Here is a 19100-nt window from a genome sequence, read left to right as displayed (position 1 = left end):
CTTTTGCGAAGGAATGAATATGAAACGACTTAGCTTGATGTTAGGCCTGATGTTGAGCAGTGCCCTGCTGTTTGCAGGCATCGCCCAAGCCGCTGAAAAACCGGTGATCCGCCTCGGCGCCCGAGTCTTCACTGAGCAAACCCTGCTCGCCGAAATCACCGCGCAATACCTGCGCAGCAAAGGTTACGACGCGCAGATTACCGGCGGTCTGGGCAGCAACCTCGCCCGCAGCGCCCACGAAAGCGGACAACTGGACATGCTTTGGGAATACACCGGCGTGTCGCTGGTGGCCTACAACCATGTCACTGAAAAACTCGACAGCGCCCAGTCCTACGCCCGGGTAAAAGAACTCGACGCGAAAAAAGGCCTGGTCTGGCTGACCCCGTCGAAATTCAGCAACACCTACGCTCTCGCCTTGCCGAAGAAAGTCGCCGAGGAGTATCCGCAGATCAACAACATCAGCCAGTTGAACGAAGTGCTGCGCGCCGAGGCCAAGACCAATCATCTGGTGGCGCTGGACACCGAGTTTGCCAACCGCTCCGACGGTCTGATCGGCATGGTCGATCTCTACGGCATGAACCTGACCCGCAAGAACATCCGCCAGATGGACGCGGGCCTGGTTTACACCGCGTTGCGTAACGGTCAAGTGTTTGCCGGTCTGGTCTACACCACCGACGGTCGCCTCAACGCCTTCGGCCTGAAACTGCTGGAAGACGACAAGCATTACTTCCCCGACTACACCGCCGCACCGGTGGTGCGTCAGGCTTACCTCGACGCGCACCCGCAACTGGCCGAGCAACTCAAGCCATTGGCCGAACTGTTCGATGACGAAACCATGCGCCAGCTCAACGCGCGGGTCGACGTCGATCACGAAAGCCCATCGAAAGTGGCCGCCGATTTTCTGCGCCAGCACCCACTTGATTAAGGAGGAAAAGTCATGGAATTTCTGAACGCCTTTTCCCACCTCGACTGGCAGCAGGTGATGCACCTGACCTGGCAGCACATCACCCTGGTCGGCATTGCCGTGACCCTGGCGATTGTCGTTGGCGTGCCGCTGGGCATTCTGATGACTCGCTTTCCGACCCTTGCCGGGCCGTTGCAGGCCAGCGCCACGGTGCTACTGACCGTGCCGTCGATTGCCCTGTTCGGTCTGCTGTTGCCGTTCTACTCCAAGTTCGGCCAGGGCCTCGGGCCGATGCCGGCGATCACCGCCGTGTTCCTTTATTCACTGCTGCCGATCATGCGCAACACCTACCTCGCCCTCACTGGCGTGGAACCGGGCATCCGTGAAGCAGCACGCGGCATCGGCATGACCTTCGGCCAGCGCCTGCGCATGGTCGAATTGCCGATCGCCGTGCCCGTCATCCTCGCTGGCGTGCGCACCGCCGTGGTGATGAACATCGGCGTGATGACCATCGCCGCGACCATCGGCGCCGGCGGCCTCGGTGTGTTGATCCTCGCTTCCATCAGCCGCAGTGACATGTCGATGCTGATCGTCGGCGCGCTGCTGGTCAGTCTTCTGGCGATTTTCGCCGACCTCGTTTTGCAGTGGCTGCAACGCTCGCTGACTCCAAAAGGACTCCTGAAATGATCGAACTTCAAAATCTCAGCAAGACCTTCCAAAGCAACGGCAAAGACGTCAAAGCTGTGGATTCGGTAAGCCTGACCGTCAATGAAGGCGAAATCTGTGTGTTCCTCGGGCCCTCGGGTTGTGGCAAAAGCACCACGCTGAAGATGATCAACCGCCTGATCAAACCGACTTCGGGCAAGATCCTCATCAACGGCGAAGACACCACCGATCTCGACGAAGTGACCCTGCGCCGCAACATTGGCTACGTGATCCAGCAGATCGGCCTGTTCCCGAACATGACCATCGAAGAGAACATCGTGGTCGTGCCGAAACTGCTCGGCTGGGACAAACAGAAATGCCACGACCGCGCCCGCGAGTTGATGAGCATGATCAAGCTGGAGCCCAAGCAGTATCTGCATCGCTATCCGCGCGAATTGTCCGGTGGTCAGCAACAGCGCATCGGTGTGATCCGCGCACTGGCGGCGGATGCACCGTTATTGTTGATGGACGAGCCGTTCGGTGCGGTCGACCCGATCAACCGCGAGATGATCCAGAACGAGTTCTTCGAAATGCAGCGCGCGCTGAACAAGACCGTGATCATGGTCAGCCACGACATCGACGAAGCGATCAAACTCGGCGACAAGATCGCGATCTTCCGCGCCGGCAAACTGCTGCAGATCGATCACCCGGACACGCTGCTGGCGCATCCGGCGGACGATTTTGTCAGCAACTTCGTCGGCCAGGACAGCACGCTCAAGCGCCTGCTGTTGGTGAAGGCTGAAGATGCGGCGGACAACGCGCCATCGGTGAGCCCGGAAACCCCGGTGGCCGATGCGCTGGAATTGATGGATGAGCATGACCGTCGCTACGTTGTGGTCACCTGTGCCGAGAACAAGGCGCTGGGGTATGTGCGTCGTCGCGATCTGCATCGCCAGACCGGCACGTGCGCGCAGTTCCTGCGTGAGTTCAATGCCACAGCGGCGTACGACGAGCATTTGCGCATCCTGCTGTCGCGGATGTACGAGTTCAACCGTTCGTGGCTGCCGGTGATGGATGCCGAGCGGGTGTTCCTTGGCGAGGTGACGCAGGAGTCGATCGCGGCTTATCTGAGTTCGGGTCGTTCGCGCGGGATGAAGACCAGTATCGTCTCGCCGGCTGAAGCGGTAGTCGCCTAAAAAATACACAACCTGTGGGAGCGAGCTTGCTCGCGAAAGCGCAATATCAGTCAACAACGATGTCGACTGTGAAAATGCCTTCGCGAGCAAGCTCGCTCCCACAGGATCCGGGTGATTTTTTCTTCACTCATCAGGCGGAAAAGAATCTCAACACCTGAGAACCGGGCAGCATGCTCTGGACAGCCTTCCAAACAACCAAAATCCCCCTCACTCCTTCCTCTCGCGGCCAACGTCGCCGAAGTTGCCGCCATCACACTTACCCACGACTTCGCCGACAAAATCCACGAACGTGCAGGTATTTTTAACACTGGAAAATTCCCGGGGAACATCTGCCCGTCATCTCGGTCGGCTACAAAGAGTGATGAACGCGACGTACGTCAGAAGCGTGCAAAAACGCGACATTTTTAGTTGATCTCACGCCCCTCACGCCCTAAAGTTCGCGCCGAACGTCCATGCTGGAAACGATCCATCCGGCTCAAGTACTGACGACGAGACAGCAAGGCCAAGGGTAAAACCACCCGTGGCCTTTTTGCTTTCGGCGACATGCCTTGGGAAGTAGGCGAACCAAAGTGGGGATACGGAGGACGTTCATTTGCACCCATTGTTTAACTTAGTTTGCCAGTAGGAGTTCCCAGCATGTCGATCCAGGTCGAAGACTATTTCGCGCGCGCTACATTCGACAAAATGAAGGCGTTCGCCGACAAACAGGAAACCCCGTTCGTGGTGATCGACACCGCGATGATCGCCCAGGCCTACGATGACCTGCGCGCCGGTTTCGAATTCGCCAAGGTCTACTACGCGGTCAAGGCCAACCCGGCCGTCGAGATCATCGACCTGCTCAAAGAAAAAGGTTCGAGCTTCGACATCGCCTCGATCTATGAGCTGGACAAGGTAATGGATCGTGGCGTCAGCCCGGACCGTATCAGCTACGGCAACACCATCAAGAAATCCAAGGACATCCGCTACTTCTACGAGAAGGGCGTGCGTCTGTTCTCCACCGACTCCGAAGCTGACCTGCGCAACATCGCCAAGGCGGCCCCGGGTTCGAAAGTCTATGTGCGCATCCTCACCGAAGGCTCGACCACGGCTGACTGGCCACTGTCGCGCAAATTCGGCTGCCAGACCGACATGGCCATGGACCTGCTGATCCTCGCTCGCGACCTCGGCCTGGTGCCTTACGGCATCTCCTTCCACGTCGGCTCGCAGCAACGCGATATCAGCGTTTGGGACGCCGCGATTGCCAAGGTCAAAGTGATTTTCGAGCGTCTCAAAGAAGAAGACGGCATCCACCTGAAGCTGATCAACATGGGCGGTGGCTTCCCAGCCAACTACATCACCCGCACCAACAGCCTGGAAACCTACGCCGAAGAAATCATCCGCTTCCTCAAGGAAGACTTCGGTGATGACCTGCCGGAAATCATTCTCGAGCCGGGCCGCTCGTTGATTGCCAACGCCGGTATTCTGGTCAGCGAAGTGGTACTGGTTGCACGCAAGTCGCGCACCGCCGTCGAGCGTTGGGTGTATACCGATGTGGGCAAGTTCTCCGGCCTGATCGAAACCATGGACGAAGCGATCAAGTTCCCGATCTGGACCGAGAAAAAAGGCGAGATGGAAGAAGTGGTCATCGCCGGCCCGACTTGCGACAGCGCCGACATCATGTACGAGAACTACAAGTACGGTCTGCCGTTGAACCTGGCGATCGGTGATCGTCTGTACTGGCTGTCGACCGGTGCGTACACCACCAGTTACAGCGCGGTTGAGTTCAATGGCTTCCCGCCGTTGAAGTCGTTTTACGTGTAAGCGCTGAAGCCGTAATGCAAAAAGCCCATGACGTGTCATGGGCTTTTTTGTGTCTGTGCGTTCGGCTTGAAGTTTTGCGGGGTACTTGAGACCGAGGCCCCTCACCCCAGCCCTCTCCAGAGGGAGAGGGAGCCGATGTGTAAGCTTTTCAAAATTGAGTTCGACTGGATATCTCAGGTCGATGTATAGCGCCAGAACGACGCGGTCAGTCCCCTCTCCCCCTGGGAGAGGGCTAGGGTGAGGGCTTTGCGAATTCAGACGCGCTGCAAGTCTGTGCATCGAAGCGCGAACTGAGCAGCCATCCCCTGAATCCTGGGATCTGTCGCACCTGACAACGTCTGACTCGCCACCCGCAGAAAATTCAGATTGCCGCCGGCCAAAGCTTTCTCAAGCCAATCGACCGCCTCATCAATCCGCCCCTCATCCGCTAAAACTGCAGCGAAACTGAACTGCCCACGAAAATCCCCACCCTCAGCCGAGCGCCGATACCACTCACGCGCCGCAACTGGATCCGCCGAGCACACCCGCCCTTCTTCCAGATACCGCCCCAGCAGATTCATCGATTTCGCATGGCCCAGTTCAGCCGCGCGGCGATACAGCGCCAGCGCCTGCAGATGATCCACCTCCACTCCCCGCCCGGTCGCCAGCAGATTGGCGAGGTTGTACATCGCCCAATCCAGTCCGGCATTCGCTGCGATCCGATAATGCTGCGCAGCAACCGACGCATCCGCCGCAATGCCCCAACCATGCTCATGACAACGCCCGAGCATGTTGCGCGCCATCAGGTGCCCACGCCCGGCAGCGATGCCGAACCAGCGCAGCGCCAGCGTTTGATCCTGGGCGATGCCTAGGCCGTCGAGCAGGATTTGCCCAAGCAACGCCTGCGCCTCTACTTCGCCCTCACCCGCCGCGAGCAAAATCGCCTGCGCAGCACGGGCCGGGCTTTCGCCGAGCATGACGCTGAGTTGTTCGCCGCTGAGGATTTCCTCGCGGCGCAGCAGGAAACTCATACCTCGACCCAGCGACGGAGCAAGTTGTGATACGTGCCGGTGAGGCGAATCAGTGACGGGTGATCAGGCAGGTCTTGACTCAGTTGCTGAATCGCCCCGTCCATCTCGAACAACAGCGCGCGCTGGCTATCTTCACGCACCAGACTTTGTGTCCAGAAGAACGACGCATAACGCGCGCCACGCGTGACCGCGTTGACCTTATGCAGGCTGGTGCCGGGGTACAAAACCATGTCGCCGGCCGGCAACTTCACCCGTTGCGTGCCGAAGGTGTCCTGGATCTCCAGCTCGCCGCCGTCGTAATCCTCGGGCTCGCTGAAGAACAGCGTCGCCGACAGATCGGTGCGCACCCGCTCGATGCTGCCCTTGGGTTGGCGCACGGCGTTATCGATGTGGAAATCGAAACTGCCACCGGCCGTGTAACAGTTCACTAACGGCGGGAAGACTTTGTGCGGCAACGCGGCGGACATGAACAGTGGGTTTTTCCACAAACGTTCCAGCATCGCTGCGCCGATCTCTTTGGCCAGCGGATGGCCTTCGGGCAGCTGCAAATTGTGCTTCGCCTTGGCCGACTGAAAGCCGGCGGTGATCTTGCCATCGGCCCAATTGGCCTGCTCTAGCGCCTCACGAATGCGCTGCACTTCGTCTTTTGCGAACAGTCCGGGGATGTGCAGCAGCATGGCGATGTCACCTGATGGCAAAGAGGCGGCAATGGTATTGATTCTTATTGACTGTGTAAAACCCGAGAGACGAATGAACTGGCAAAAACCGTAAGGTTAAATTGTAAAGAATGTAAATTCAGTGCGAATAACAATGTTTCGCAATTGATACGAATAACTGTTTACCCTATATTCCGCGGCCTCAAATCCTTGGGGAGGGGAATAAAAATGGCACGTCAACACGCACAATTACCGGTCAGTTCACCACGTCTGCTCGCCTCTGCAATCGGTGTGGCAATCACCGCCGGTTCCGCTGGCCAGATGGTGTTCGCCGCTGAAAAAACCGACAGCAAAGCCTCCGGCAATGCCATCGCCCTGGACGCCACCGCCATCACCGGCGAAGCCCAGGATTCGACGTCCTATCAGGTCGAAAAAGCCTCCTCGCCCAAGTACACCGCGCCGCTGGTCGATACACCGCGCTCGGTCACCGTTATTCCGCAACAAGTGCTCAAAGACACCGGCGCCCTGAACATGCAGGACGCGCTGCGCACCGTGCCGGGCATCACCTTCGGCGCCGGTGAAGGCGGCAATCCACAGGGCGACCGTCCGTTCATTCGTGGTTTCGACGCGCAGGGCGACACCTACCTCGACGGCGTGCGCGACACCGGTTCGCAAAGCCGCGAAATCTTCGCCGTGGAAAACATTGAAGTCAGCAAGGGCCCGAACTCCGCCATTGGCGGTCGTGGCGCAGCGGGCGGCAGCATCAACCTGGTGAGCAAGAAAGCGCACCTGGGCAATTCGTTCGACGGCGGCTTCACCTGGGGCTCCGACCAGACCCAACGCTACACCCTCGACGGCAACTACCAGTTCAGCGACACCGCCGCCGGCCGTCTGAACCTGATGAGCCACGAGAGCAATGTCGCCGGTCGCGACAAAGTCGATTACGACCGCTGGGGTATCGCCCCGTCCCTGGCGTTTGGCCTGGGCACCGACACCCGCGTCAACCTCGACTACTACCATCTCGAAAGCAACGACACCCCGGACTCGGGCGTGCCGTACACCATTCCAGCCGGTGGCTCCGCTGCACGCACCAAATCCAATCCGGACAAGCCTTACGCTGGCGGTGACCACAGCAATTTCTACGGTCTGGATCGTGACTTCCGCAAGGGCCGCACTGACACCGCGACCTTCGCCATCGAGCATGACCTGAGCGATTCGCTGACGATCAAGAACACCCTGCGTCACGGCACCAGCATGCAGGATTACATCCTCACCCAGCCGGACGACAGCAAGGGCAACGTCAACAACGGCACGGTCTGGCGTCGTGCCAACACTCGGGTGAGCAACACCGAGACCACCACCAACCAGACTGACCTGTTCGGCAACTTCTACATTGCCGGCTTCAAGAACAGCTTCTCCACCGGTGTCGAATACACGCGTGAGGAAAGCCAGAAGTCTTCGTACAACGTCAACACCGACACCACGCCGCGCACCACTAATGTGGCCGCGAGCAGCAACTGCACGCCGTCGATGATCGGCGCGTCGAGTAACTACAACTGCACCTCGCTGTCGAACCCGAACCCGAACGATCCGTGGAACGGCGCGATCTCGCGCAACTACGCCGGCACCGACACCCAGGCCAACACCTACGCGCTGTACGTGTTCGATACGCTGGAACTGAATGAGCAGTGGCTGGTGAACATGGGCCTGCGTTACGACCACTTCGACACCGACTACAAGACCTACAACGCCGCTGGCACCACCACGTCCAAGGGCGATGACACCAGCGAGTTCGTCACCGGTCAGTTCGGCGTCGTCTACAAGCCGGCGGAAAACGGCAGCATCTACGCCTCCTACGCCACCTCGGCCACGCCGCCCGGCAACACCTTGGGCGAAGGTCAGGAAGGCAACCCGTTGGGCGGCACCCCGGATCGCAGCGGCAACCTGCTGAGCAGCGACATGGAGCCGGAAACCACCAAGAACTACGAAATCGGTACCAAGTGGGATCTGCTCAATGATCGCCTGTCGCTGACCGCTGATATCTTCCGCACCGAGAAAGAAAACGCTCGTGTGCAAGTCGACACCACCTCGTACGAAAACGCCGGCAAGACCCGTGTGCAAGGTGTCGAACTGTCGGCCAGCGGCAAGATCACCGACAAGTGGCAAGTGTTCGCCGGTTACGCCTTCATGGACAGCGAACAAGTCGACGGCGGCCCGCTGGGCAAGGCCAACGACGGCAACGAACTGCCTAACACGCCGAAAAACAGCGCCAGCCTGTGGACCACTTACCAGGTCACGCCGAAGCTGACCATCGGTGGCGGCGCGTTCTACGTCGACGACGTGTACGGCAGCGTGGCCAATACCACCATGGTTGACTCGTATGTTCGCTACGACGCGATGGCTGCGTACAAACTGACCAAGAACGTCGACCTGCAACTCAACGTGCAGAACCTGACCAACGAAACCTACTACGACAAAGCCTTCTCGACCCACTTCGCCAACCAGGCGGCGGGCCGTACGGCACTGTTGAGCACCAACTTCCACTTCTGACCGATGTGGAAACCTGTGGGAGCGAGCTTGCTCGCGAAAGCGCTGGGTCAGTCAAGTAGAGGCTGACTGACACGACGCCTTCGCGAGCAGGCTCGCTCCCACAAGGTATGCGCCGCAAGGCTTGGCCCCGTTCATTCCATTGAACGGGGCTTTTGTGCGTAATAAAGAACGCTTCTCGATAACCCACGGCATAATGCGCGCCGTGAAGACAATTTCCGAATGGACGGCGAGTGACGTGTTGAAGAAAACCCTGTTCCAGTTGCACTGGTTTTTTGGCATCACCGCAGGCCTGGTGCTGGCGTTGATGGGCATCACCGGCGCGGCCTATTCATTTCAGGACGAAATCCTGCGGGCGCTGAATCCCTCCGTCCTGCAGGTGGAAAAACAAGTCGCCGGTGTCTTGCCGCCCGTCGAACTGGTCGAGCGTATCGAAGCCACATCCGGCAAAAAAGTCTCGATGCTCTGGGTCGAAACCGACAGCGGCAACGCGGCGAAAGTGTTCTTCACCCCGCCCAAGGGTGAACGTCGCGGCGAGATGCGCTACTTCGACCCGTACACCGCCGAGTTCATGGGCGACGCGGTCGGCCAGGATTTCTTCGGCCTGATGCTGCAACTGCACCGCTTCCTTGCCATGGGCGATACCGGGCGCAACATCACCGGCGCCTGCACGCTGATCCTGCTGTTCTTCTGCCTGTCCGGCCTGTACCTGCGCTGGCCGCGTCAGTGGCATAGCTGGCGCGTCTGGCTGACGCTGGACTGGAAGAAAAAGGGCCGCGCCTTCAACTGGGATCTGCACTCGGTGGCGGGCACCTGGTGCCTGCTGGTCTATCTGTTGCTGGCGCTGACCGGGTTGTCGTGGTCGTACGAGTGGTACAACAAAGGCCTGACCCGACTGCTTTCCGACTCGCCACAAAACGAGCGCGTGCGCGGTGGTCGCGGCCCGGCGCCGGAAGGCCCGGCACCGATCGCCGATTACGCAGCGATGTGGAGCAGCATTTACAGCGCTGCCGGCCCGGGTCTGGCGGCGTACAACATCCGTATGCCGGCCGTCGCTGGCCAACCGGCGACCGTGTTCTACCTGCTCGACAGCTCGCCGCATGATCGCGCGCTGAACCAGATCACCCTCGACCCGGCCACCGGCATCGTCAAACGTGTCGACCGTTACGCCGACAAGAGCTTCAAGGCGCAACTGCTGACCAGCATTTATGCGCTGCACGTCGGCAGCTATTTCGGTCTGGTCGGGCGGATCATCATCACCCTCGCAGCGGTGTGCATGCCGCTGTTTTTCATCACCGGCTGGCTGCTGTACCTCGACCGTCGGCGCAAGAAAAAGCAGATCAAGGATGCCCGCCAAGGCCTCGCTCAACCGGGCGGCGATGCGTCGGCATGGCTGATCGGTTTCGCCAGCCAGAGCGGTTTCGCCGAGCAACTGGCGTGGCAGACCGCCGGCCAATTACAGGCTGCCGGACTGCCGGTGAAAGTGCAGCCGCTGGCGAATGTCAGCGAACAGGATCTGCGTGAATCGAACAACGCACTGTTTGTGGTTAGCACGTTCGGCGACGGCGAAGCGCCGGACAGCGCGCGCGGATTCGAGCGCAAAGTGCTGGGCAAAGCGGTAACCCTCGACAGTCTGAATTACTCGGTGCTCGGTCTCGGCGATCGTCAATATCAGCACTTCTGTGGTTTCGCCAAACGCCTGCACCAATGGTTGGCGGAGCACGGCGGCAAGACATTGTTCGCGCCGGTGGAAGTCGATAGCGGTGATCCCTATGCCCTGCGCCATTGGCAAACCCAACTTGGCCTGCTCACCGGCCAAGCACCGGTCGATACCTGGCAAGCACCGAGTTACGACAACTGGACGCTGGTACGCCGCGAACTGATGAACCCGGACAGCAGCGGTGCGCCGGTTTACTTGTTGGGCCTGAGCGCACCGAACACCAGCAGTTGGCTGGCCGGTGATCTGGTCGAAGTGCTGCCGCGTAACTGCCCGTGGGCCATCGAACACTTCCTCGACGGCCTCGGCATTCGTGGCGAAACCACCGTGAAAATCAACGGCCTCGACGAGCCGCTGGAAGTCGCGCTGGCCTCGCGGCAATTGCCCGAGCATCGCGCCCATCTGGTCGGTCTGCATGCGCAATCGCTGGTCGACGCGATGGTGCCGCTGGCCATGCGCGAATACTCGATCGCCTCGATTGCCGCCGACGGCGTGCTGGAGTTGATCGTGCGCCAGGAACAGCATGCCGACAGCACGCTTGGCATCGGTTCCGGCTGGCTGACTGAGCACGCGCCCGTGGGCGGAAGTATCAGTTTGCGGGTGCGACGCAACAGTGGTTTCCATCTGCCGAACGAACCGCTGCCGATGATTCTACTGGGCAACGGTACGGGTCTGGCCGGGTTGCGCAGCTTGCTCAAGGCGCGGATTGCCGATGGTCAGCAACGCCAGTGGTTGCTGTTTGGCGAGCGCAATCGTGAGCACGATTTCCTCTGCCGCGCGGAGCTGGAAGAGTGGTTGATCAATGGTGATCTGGAACGGCTGGACCTGGCGTTTTCGCGGGATCAGGCTGATAAGGTTTATGTGCAGGATCGCTTGCGTGAGTCGGCTGCAGAGTTGAAGAAATGGCTGGCGGACGGGGCGGTGATTTATATCTGCGGCAGCTTGCAGGGGATGGCTTCGGGGGTTGATCAGGTGCTCAATGACATCCTCGGCAGCGCCGAAGTCGAACGCCTGATCGAACAGGGCCGCTATCGCCGCGACGTCTATTAAAAGCCCCTCACCCTAACCCTCTCCCGGAGGGAGAGGGGACTGATTGGGGGAGATTCACGCAATACGCCGACCTGAACGTGCTTCACCGAATCCATAATCGAGAAAGGCTTTGTATCCAATCTCATAATCGATACGGTCTTTCAGGTCGACGTACCTCTTCAGACACCACGGTCGGCCCCCTCTCCCTCTGGGAGAGGGCTGGGCGGGCGGCGTTCCGATGAGGGTTAGCTTTTGATCTTCAAACCGGCTGCAACTTCTGTTCAAAAACCGCCACCCCATTCAAATCCCGCAACACCACGCTCATCTCCCCACTCCCCCTTCAATATTCACCTCGCCAAAAAACTGAAACCCGGCAAACGGCGAAGTGTTTTGCGCCGGCGGCGCCTTCTCGAAAACAACCTCCGGGCCAAAGGTTTTATCCAGTGGATTAGGCCCGAAACTCCCGGCGTTCAGCGGCCCGGCGACAAACTCCCAGAACGGTTCGAAATCCTGAAACGCCGCACGATCCGGGTGATAGTGATGCGCCGCGCAGTAATGCACATCTGCCGTGAGGAAGACAAAATTGCGCACCTGCTGCGCACGCAGATAGCCGAGCAATTCGGCGATTTCCACCTCGCGCCCCTGCGCAGGTCCCGGATCACCGTTAGCCACCGCCTCCCAACGCGCGACACCCGGGCTGACCTCGCCATCCGGCACGCCCAGACCGATCGGCATGTCGGCGGCAATGACCTTCCACTGGGCTTTGGATTTCTTCAAGCCGCGCTTGAGCCAGTTCAGTTGCTCACGCCCCAGGAACGGTTTCGCCGCGCCGAGGTTGTCGTCATTGGCGCCGCGATAACTGCGCATGTCGAGCACGAACACATCGAGCATCGGCCCATAACTCAACTTGCGATAAATCCGCCCGCCACCGTCAGCGGCCTGCAAACGCATCGGTGAATATTCCAGCCACGCCTTGCGTGCACGCCCGACCAGGGTGTGGATATCTTTCTCCTGGTAGCGCTCATCAAGCTGCTTGCCCGGCGACCAGTTGTTGACCACTTCATGGTCGTCCCACTGCCAGATCTGCGGCACCTCGGCGTTGAAGCGGCGAATGTTTTCGTCCATCAGGTTGTAGCGGTAATTGCCGCGATAATCGTCGAGGGTCTGCGCGACTTTGCTCTTGGCTTCGGTGGTGAGGTTGCGCCAGATGCGACCGTTTTCCGTGGTGAGCTGCGCGGGTACCGGGCCGTCGGCGTAGATGGTGTCGCCGCTGTGGATAAAGAAGTCCGGCAGGCGCAGACGCATGGCTTCATAGATGCGCATGCCGCCGATGTCCGGGTTGATGCCGAAGCCCTGGCCGACGGTGTCGCCGCTCCAGACGAAACGAATATTGCGCCGCGCCGTCGGAGCGCTGCGCAGGTGACCCAACCACGGTTCGCTGGCGACGCCGGTGCGCGCGTCCTTGAAATACACCCGATAGAAAATCGCCTGATCGGCGGGCAGCCCGGTCAGTTCAACGCGGGCGGTGAAGTCGCTGCGGGCATCGGCCAGCGCCGAGACCACCCGGCGCGGGTGACGAAACTGGCTGCGGGTGTCCCACTCGACCACCATATGCGCGGGGCGATCGCTGCGGCTCCAGATCATCGCGCGGTCGCCTTGCAGATCGCCGGACTGCACGCCGTCGGTCAACTGCGGGCGATCCTTGACCGACGCAATCACCGCCGGCGCCAGGCTTGGCATCAGCAGACCGGCACCAACGACTTGCATGACACGCCGGCGACCGGGGTTGAAATCGCTCATGGTGTTCTCCCTGAAAAAAGGAAAACTTAAGCACGCTCACATGACTCGGAAATGACACCAGACACACCACACAACCCATGTGGGAGCGAGCTTGCTCGCGAATGCGTGCTATCAGTCGAAATCTTCTTCGATGACACACCGCTTTCGCGAGCAAGCTCGCTCCCACAGGGTTTTGTGGTGCCAGTTAAGCCTTCGCCGGTTCCAGCGCCAGCTCAACGGCTTCCGGGCGTTTGACCGTCGCATAGACAACGGCGGTCAAGAGGCTCCCCGCGACAATCGCCAGCAAATACAGCAACGCATGATTGATCGCATTCGGAATCGCCAGCACAAACAAGCCACCGTGCGGCGCCATCAGTTTGCAGCCGAAGTACATCGACAACGCACCGGTCAGCGCGCCACCGGCGATGCTCGCCGGGATCACCCGCAACGGATCTTTCGCGGCAAACGGAATCGCCCCTTCGGAGATAAAGCACAGCCCCAGCACGAAGGCAGCCTTGCCGGCCTCGCGTTCAGTCTGGGCGAATTTGCGCCGCGCAATGAATGTGGCGATGCCCAGACCAATCGGCGGCACCATCCCTGCGGCCATGGTCGCGGCCATCGGTGCATAACTCTGCGACGCCAGCAGACCTACCGAGAACGCGTACGCGGCTTTGTTGATCGGCCCGCCAAGGTCGACGCACATCATGCCACCGAGCAGCACACCGAGCAGAATCGCGTTGGTGGTGCCCATGCTGTCGAGGAAATGCGTGAGCGCACCGAGCATGCCGGCGACCGGTTTACCGACCACGTAAATCATCACCAGACCGGTGATCAGGCTGGCAAACAACGGGATGATCAGAATCGGTTTCAGCGCTTCGAGACTTTGCGGCAAGGCGACATATCGACTGATAGCCTTGGCCGCATAACCGGCGATAAACCCGGCGATGATGCCGCCGATAAACCCGGCGCCCAATGTACTGGCAAGCAAACCACCAATCATCCCCGGCGCCAGACCCGGACGGTCGGCGATCGAGTAAGCGATGTAACCGGCCAGCAGCGGCACCATCAACTTGAACGCCGTCTCACCGCCGATCTGCATCAGCGCAGCGGCCAACGTGCCTTCTTCCTTGAACGCGGTGATGCCGAAGACGAACGACAGCGCGATCATCAAACCGCCGGCCACGACCATCGGCAACATGAATGACACGCCGGTCAGCAGGTGTTTATAGATGCCGGTTTTCTCTTGCCTGGCCGGTGCCTGGCCGTCACTCGCGGCGCTTTCCACTGCACCTTCGGCCAAGGCTTTTTTCAGCGTGGCTTCGGACTGCTTCAAGGCGATCCCGGTGCTGCAGCGATAGATCTTCTTGCCGGCAAAACGCTCGGTGGCGACTTCGATATCCGCCGCCAGCAACACCACGTCTGCGTCGGCAATCGCCACTGCGCTCAACGGGGTTTTCGCGCCCACCGAGCCTTGGGTTTCGACTTGCAAGTCATAGCCCAGGCGCTTAGCGGTTTGCTGCAAGGCTTCGGCGGCCATGAAGGTGTGCGCGACACCGGTCGGGCAGGCAGTGATGGCGACGATGCGCGGTGCACGCGGCGCATCAGTCGCCGGCTCAGCCTCACTGGCAACGTAAACTTCTGCCTCTTCAGCACCACGACGCAGCACCGCCTCGACATCTTGCAATGCCTGCGCCGGAGCAATCTGGAAAACCCGTTTGCCGACAAAACGCGTCATGTCGATCGCGCCTGTGGCGACCAGCAAAACCCATTCGGCCGCGGCAATGGTCGCCGCCGACAATTCGCGCTCAGGGTGCGCCGCATCGACCACTTCAACGCTGGTGCTCCAGCCCTGACGCTGCGCGGCGGCATCGAGCAGACGCGCGCACAGCACACTGGTGACCATGCCGTTCGGGCAAGCCGTAACAATGGCTAATTTCATGACAAACCCTCTTATTGTTCTGTCAGGGGACGCACGCGCACGCCCTGTTCGAGCTGCGCCAGTTGCGCCGCGTCGTTGATGCCAAAACCGATCTGGGTCACCGCCATCGCCGCAATTGCGGTGGCCGTGCGCAGGGTTTGCTCGGGCGTATCGGCGCTGAGCAAACCGTGAAGCATGCCGGCCAGCAACGAATCACCGGCACCGACCGTGCTGGCGACGCTGACCTTCGGTGGCGTGGCGTGCAGTGCCGAACCGACGCTGAACCAGTTCACGCCATCAGCACCGTGGGAGATCACCACGTGCTCGATGCCTTGCGCATGCAAGCGCGCCGCTGCTTGCGCTTCCGCCGCGTTCGAAACCACGTCGCAACCGAGTGCATCGGCGAGTTCTTCGGTGTTCGGTTTGATCAGCCATGGACTGGCTTTCAAAGCTTCGCGCAATGCTGCGCCGCTGCTGTCGAGAGCGACTTTCAGACCGAGCTGATTGAGCCGTTCGATCAACTCGCGCAACCACTGCGCCGTCACGCCACGCGGCAAACTGCCAGCTACCACTACCGCATCGTGACCCGGTGCAATCTGCACCAGTCGATCGAGCAACGCTTGCTGCGCGGCGGCATCGACCACCGGTCCAGGGCCGTTGATGTCGGTGATGCGGCCACTCTGTTCAGCGACTTTGATGTTGCTGCGCGTCTCGCCCGGCACGCGGATAAACGCGTCGACAAAACCACGCTTGGCGAACAGGGTTTCGAACGCTTGCAGATTGTCTTCGCCGAGAAAGCCGCTGACCGTCAGTTGATGGCCGAGGTCGGCCAGCACTTGCGCAACATTCACGCCTTTGCCGGCAGCGTGGGTGTGCATCTCGTCGCTGCGATTGACCTGACCCGCCTCCAGGCGTGGCAGTTCGACGGTGAGGTCGAGCGCCGGATTGAGGGTCAGGGTAAGAATCTTGGCCATTACAGGGCCTCCACTAATGCGCGCACTTCGTTCGCGCTGCCCACGGCCAGGGCGTGTTGAGCAAGGGTTTGCGCCTGGGTCAGGCTGAGTTCTCGGATGCGTGCCTTGACTTCGGCAATGCTGCGTCCGGAGACGCTGAGTTCATCGACACCGAGGCCGACCAGCACCGGCACCGCCAGCGGATCTGCCGCCAGCTCACCGCAGACGCCGACCCATTTGCCGTGGGCATGGGCCGCGCGCACGGTGATGTCGATCAGTTGCAGCACCGCCGGGTGCAAGCCATCCGCCTGCGCCGACAGGGTCGGGTGACCACGGTCGATGGCCAGTGTGTACTGGGTCAGGTCGTTGGTGCCGACACTGAAGAAGTCGACTTCCTTGGCCAGTACCGGCGCGAGCAGAGCGGCGGACGGCACTTCAATCATGATCCCCAGTTGCAGATCAGCAACCGGGATTTCCAGGCGCAGACGTTCGGTCATATCGCGGGCCTGACGCCACTCTTCGACGCTGCCAACCATAGGGAACATGATCCGCAGCGGACGGTTGTCCGCCGAACGCAGCAGGGCGCGCAATTGCGCTTCCATGATCTGCGGACGTTGCAGGGTCAGGCGAATACCGCGCACACCGAGGAACGGGTTTTCTTCTTTGGCAATCGGCCAATACGGCAGCGGTTTGTCGCCGCCGACATCCAGCGTGCGCACCACCAGCGGACGACCGGCGAGGCCATCGAGGACGCGGCGGTATTCGGCTTCTTGCGTGGCTTCGTCGGGCGCTTGCGGATGGGCCATGAAAATCAGTTCGGTACGCAGCAGGCCAATGCCTTCGGCGCCCTGCTCCACCGCACTGATCACGCCCGCGCTTTCGCCGATGTTGGCGAACACTTCGACCGCGTGGCCATCGGTGGTGTGTGCTGGTTGATGGCGTTGTTCGGCGGCAATCTTCAAGCGTTGCTCACGGGTGTCGCGTTCTTCGGTGGCGCGTTGCAGGGTTGCCGCATCGGCGTCGACGTGCAGGCGACCGCGTTGGCCGTCGAGCAGCAACGGTGTGCCCGGCGCCAGCAACAACACCGCTGCGCCAGCGCCGACCAGCGCTGGAATCCCGAGAGCACGCGCAACGATTGCACTGTGCGCCGTGGCGCCGCCGCGCGCGGTGAGAATCCCCGCCACGCGCACCGGATCCAGCCGTGCGACATCGGACGGACCGACCTCGTCCATCACCAGAATGTACGGTTGCTCAGGCTCGCTCGGAGTTTGCACGCCACACAGTTGCGCCAACACGCGACGACCGACGTCACGCAGGTCCGCCGCCCGTTCGGCGAGCAACGCGTCGTGTAGCGATTCCTGTTGTTTGGCCGCCGCTTCGATCACCGCCATCCACGCCGCTTCGGCGCTTTCGCCTTGCTTGAGGCGGGTGTCGACTTCATCGGTGAGTTCCGGATCGTCGAGCATTTCCTGATGGGTGATAAAGATCTCGCGGATGGCTTTGGCTTTGCTGCGTTCGATCAGGCCCTGAATGTCACCGCGCACGTCGCTGAGCGCTTGCTTGAGACGTTCGCGCTCAACGGCGGCAGACTCGCCGCGCAGCGGGTAATCGATGGTTTGCTGAACCTGAATATGCGCAGGCCCGATGGCAATGCCAGGGGCTGCCGGGATCGCCTGCAACTGAGCGCCGGACGCCGGGGCGATCAGCACTTCGGCGATGTCGGCAATGACCTCGCGCTGCTGGCTTACGGCTGGCAGCGGCTCGACTTCTTCGCCAAGGCCTTCTTCGATCGCGGCCAAGAGTGCCGGCAAGGCGTCAGCGGCGATGCTCGGTTCCGCGATCAACTCCAACACCTGACCGCGACGGGCGCCGAGGCTGAGCAGTTTGCTCAAGCTCTTCACCGACACGGCGCTGTCCTGGCCGTCGACGATGCGCACACGAATTTCGCCATCAAAACTCTTCGCCAGTTGCGCAAGGATCTTCGCCGGGCGCGCGTGTAAACCATGGGCGTTGGCCAGGGCAATGCGTGCGCTCGGCCAATCGGCGGGCAATTCACCGCCGAGCACTTCAAGGACTTTACGGCTGCTGGTGGCGCGGCCCAGCTCATGGCCGCGACCTTCAATCAGCAACGCGCAAAGACGTTCAAGCAACGCCTGATGCGCTTCGCCAAGGCTGGCCAGACAGAACAGACCGCTGAGCGGTTGACCGAGGTAGCGCATCGGTTTGTCCGGCGTCACGAACGCCAGGCCCGGACGCTTCACGGTCTGCTCGCTGTGCAGCCACCACAGGCCATCGCCCAGCGGCAGCGCTTCGACTTGTTGCAACACACCGGCAAAACCGTTGCTCACACAATCGGCCTGACGCAACAGACGCGCGCCACGCCAGACCAGTTCTTCGAAATCGTCAGCCGACACGCCGAGGCCAATCATCTGTGCATCCAGCGCCAGCTCTTGCGGTGCGCCTTGCAGCAATTTCAGCAGCGCTTCGGGGGAACTGGCACGACGCAGAGCCTGGCCCAGATCGGTCTCGCCGAGGGCGCGGGTCAGCAGTTGCAGCAGGCGCAGGTGTTCGTCGGATTTGGCGGCGATGCCAATCGCCAGATAAACGATCTGGCCATCGCCCCAATCCACGCCTTCCGGGAACTGCATCAGGCGCACGCCAGTGGCGAACACCTGATCACGGGTTTGCGGCGTTCCGTGGGGAATGGCAATACCTTGACCGAGAAAGGTCGAGCCCTGGGCTTCCCGTGCCTGCAATCCAGCGAGGTAACCGTCAGCAACCAGACCATCGGCCACCAGGTGATTGGCGAGTAGTTGCAGGGCAGCGGGTTTATCCACAGCCGATTGGCCCATGGATATCTGCTCTATAGTGAGCTCGAGCATGCGATCTCCTTTTTGGCGCTTTATGAGTGCCAGGTATTGTTTTGGATGGTTTGCAGCTTAGGCG

At 60.6% G+C, this 19100-nt stretch carries 11 protein-coding genes and 1 pseudogene; 6 read left to right on the top strand and 6 right to left on the bottom strand.

Going from position 1 to position 19100, the window contains the following annotated elements:
- Nucleotides 1-19: 19 nt before the first annotated feature.
- The 4 genes from AB4O11_RS12640 to AB4O11_RS12625 all read left to right on the top strand — a co-directional run bounded on the left by AB4O11_RS12640 (nucleotide 20) and on the right by AB4O11_RS12625 (nucleotide 4545).
- Nucleotides 20-925: a glycine betaine ABC transporter substrate-binding protein gene (locus tag AB4O11_RS12640; RefSeq protein ID WP_460097902.1), complete on the top strand. Its 906-nt coding sequence runs from the start codon at nucleotides 20-22 to the stop codon at nucleotides 923-925.
- A gap of 12 nt (nucleotides 926-937) precedes the next feature.
- Nucleotides 938-1591 carry an ABC transporter permease gene (locus AB4O11_RS12635; protein ID WP_320335793.1) on the top strand — a complete coding sequence of 218 codons (654 nt, stop codon included), beginning with the start codon at nucleotides 938-940 and terminating at the stop codon, nucleotides 1589-1591.
- Nucleotides 1588-2745, top strand: coding sequence for an osmoprotectant ABC transporter ATP-binding protein OsmV (locus AB4O11_RS12630; protein WP_034154441.1), 1158 nt, complete (start codon nucleotides 1588-1590; stop codon nucleotides 2743-2745). Before AB4O11_RS12635 ends, AB4O11_RS12630 begins: the two co-directional genes overlap by 4 nt.
- 636 nt (nucleotides 2746-3381) lie before the next feature.
- A complete protein-coding gene (locus tag AB4O11_RS12625; RefSeq protein WP_007915304.1) occupies nucleotides 3382-4545 on the top strand; it encodes a type III PLP-dependent enzyme in 1164 nt (387 codons plus the stop codon).
- Between the two features lie 254 nt (nucleotides 4546-4799).
- Here the strand turns inward: AB4O11_RS12625 and AB4O11_RS12620 are convergent, their stop codons facing one another.
- Nucleotides 4800-5555, bottom strand: coding sequence for a tetratricopeptide repeat protein (locus AB4O11_RS12620; RefSeq protein ID WP_460130787.1), 756 nt, complete (start codon nucleotides 5553-5555; stop codon nucleotides 4800-4802).
- A complete protein-coding gene (locus AB4O11_RS12615; RefSeq protein ID WP_460130785.1) occupies nucleotides 5552-6232 on the bottom strand; it encodes a Fe2+-dependent dioxygenase in 681 nt (226 codons plus the stop codon). The genes AB4O11_RS12620 and AB4O11_RS12615 overlap by 4 nt, the downstream gene beginning before the upstream one ends.
- Nucleotides 6233-6439: 207 nt before the next feature.
- Here AB4O11_RS12615 and AB4O11_RS12610 point away from each other — a divergent pair, with 207 nt between their 5' ends.
- Together AB4O11_RS12610 and AB4O11_RS12605 are read left to right on the top strand one after the other, a co-directional pair.
- Nucleotides 6440-8761 carry a TonB-dependent receptor gene (locus AB4O11_RS12610; RefSeq protein WP_460130784.1) on the top strand — a complete coding sequence of 774 codons (2322 nt, stop codon included), beginning with the start codon at nucleotides 6440-6442 and terminating at the stop codon, nucleotides 8759-8761.
- A 235-nt stretch (nucleotides 8762-8996) separates the two neighbouring features.
- Entirely contained in the window at nucleotides 8997-11525 is a 2529-nt protein-coding gene (locus AB4O11_RS12605) for a PepSY domain-containing protein (protein WP_460131087.1), read from the top strand.
- Nucleotides 11526-11763: 238 nt separating this feature from the next.
- Here the strand turns inward: AB4O11_RS12605 and AB4O11_RS12600 are convergent.
- From AB4O11_RS12600 to ptsP, 4 genes and pseudogenes are all read right to left on the bottom strand, one after another.
- Nucleotides 11764-13304, bottom strand: a pseudogene (locus AB4O11_RS12600) (alkaline phosphatase D family protein).
- 184 nt (nucleotides 13305-13488) lie between these two features.
- On the bottom strand, nucleotides 13489-15222 hold the full coding sequence (locus tag AB4O11_RS12595; protein ID WP_460130782.1) for a PTS fructose-like transporter subunit IIB: 1734 nt from the start codon (nucleotides 15220-15222) through the stop codon (nucleotides 13489-13491).
- Between the two features lie 11 nt (nucleotides 15223-15233).
- Nucleotides 15234-16175 carry a 1-phosphofructokinase gene (gene pfkB / locus AB4O11_RS12590; RefSeq protein ID WP_460130780.1) on the bottom strand — a complete coding sequence of 314 codons (942 nt, stop codon included), beginning with the start codon at nucleotides 16173-16175 and terminating at the stop codon, nucleotides 15234-15236.
- On the bottom strand, nucleotides 16175-19036 hold the full coding sequence (gene ptsP, locus AB4O11_RS12585; RefSeq protein ID WP_460130779.1) for a phosphoenolpyruvate--protein phosphotransferase: 2862 nt from the start codon (nucleotides 19034-19036) through the stop codon (nucleotides 16175-16177). Before ptsP ends, pfkB begins: the two co-directional genes overlap by 1 nt.
- Between the last annotated feature and the right edge of the window lie 64 nt (nucleotides 19037-19100).

The organism is Pseudomonas sp. H1_D05, assembly GCF_054682705.1.
Note: the sequence above shows the minus strand (reverse complement) of the source record. Positions and strands in the feature narration are given on the sequence as shown.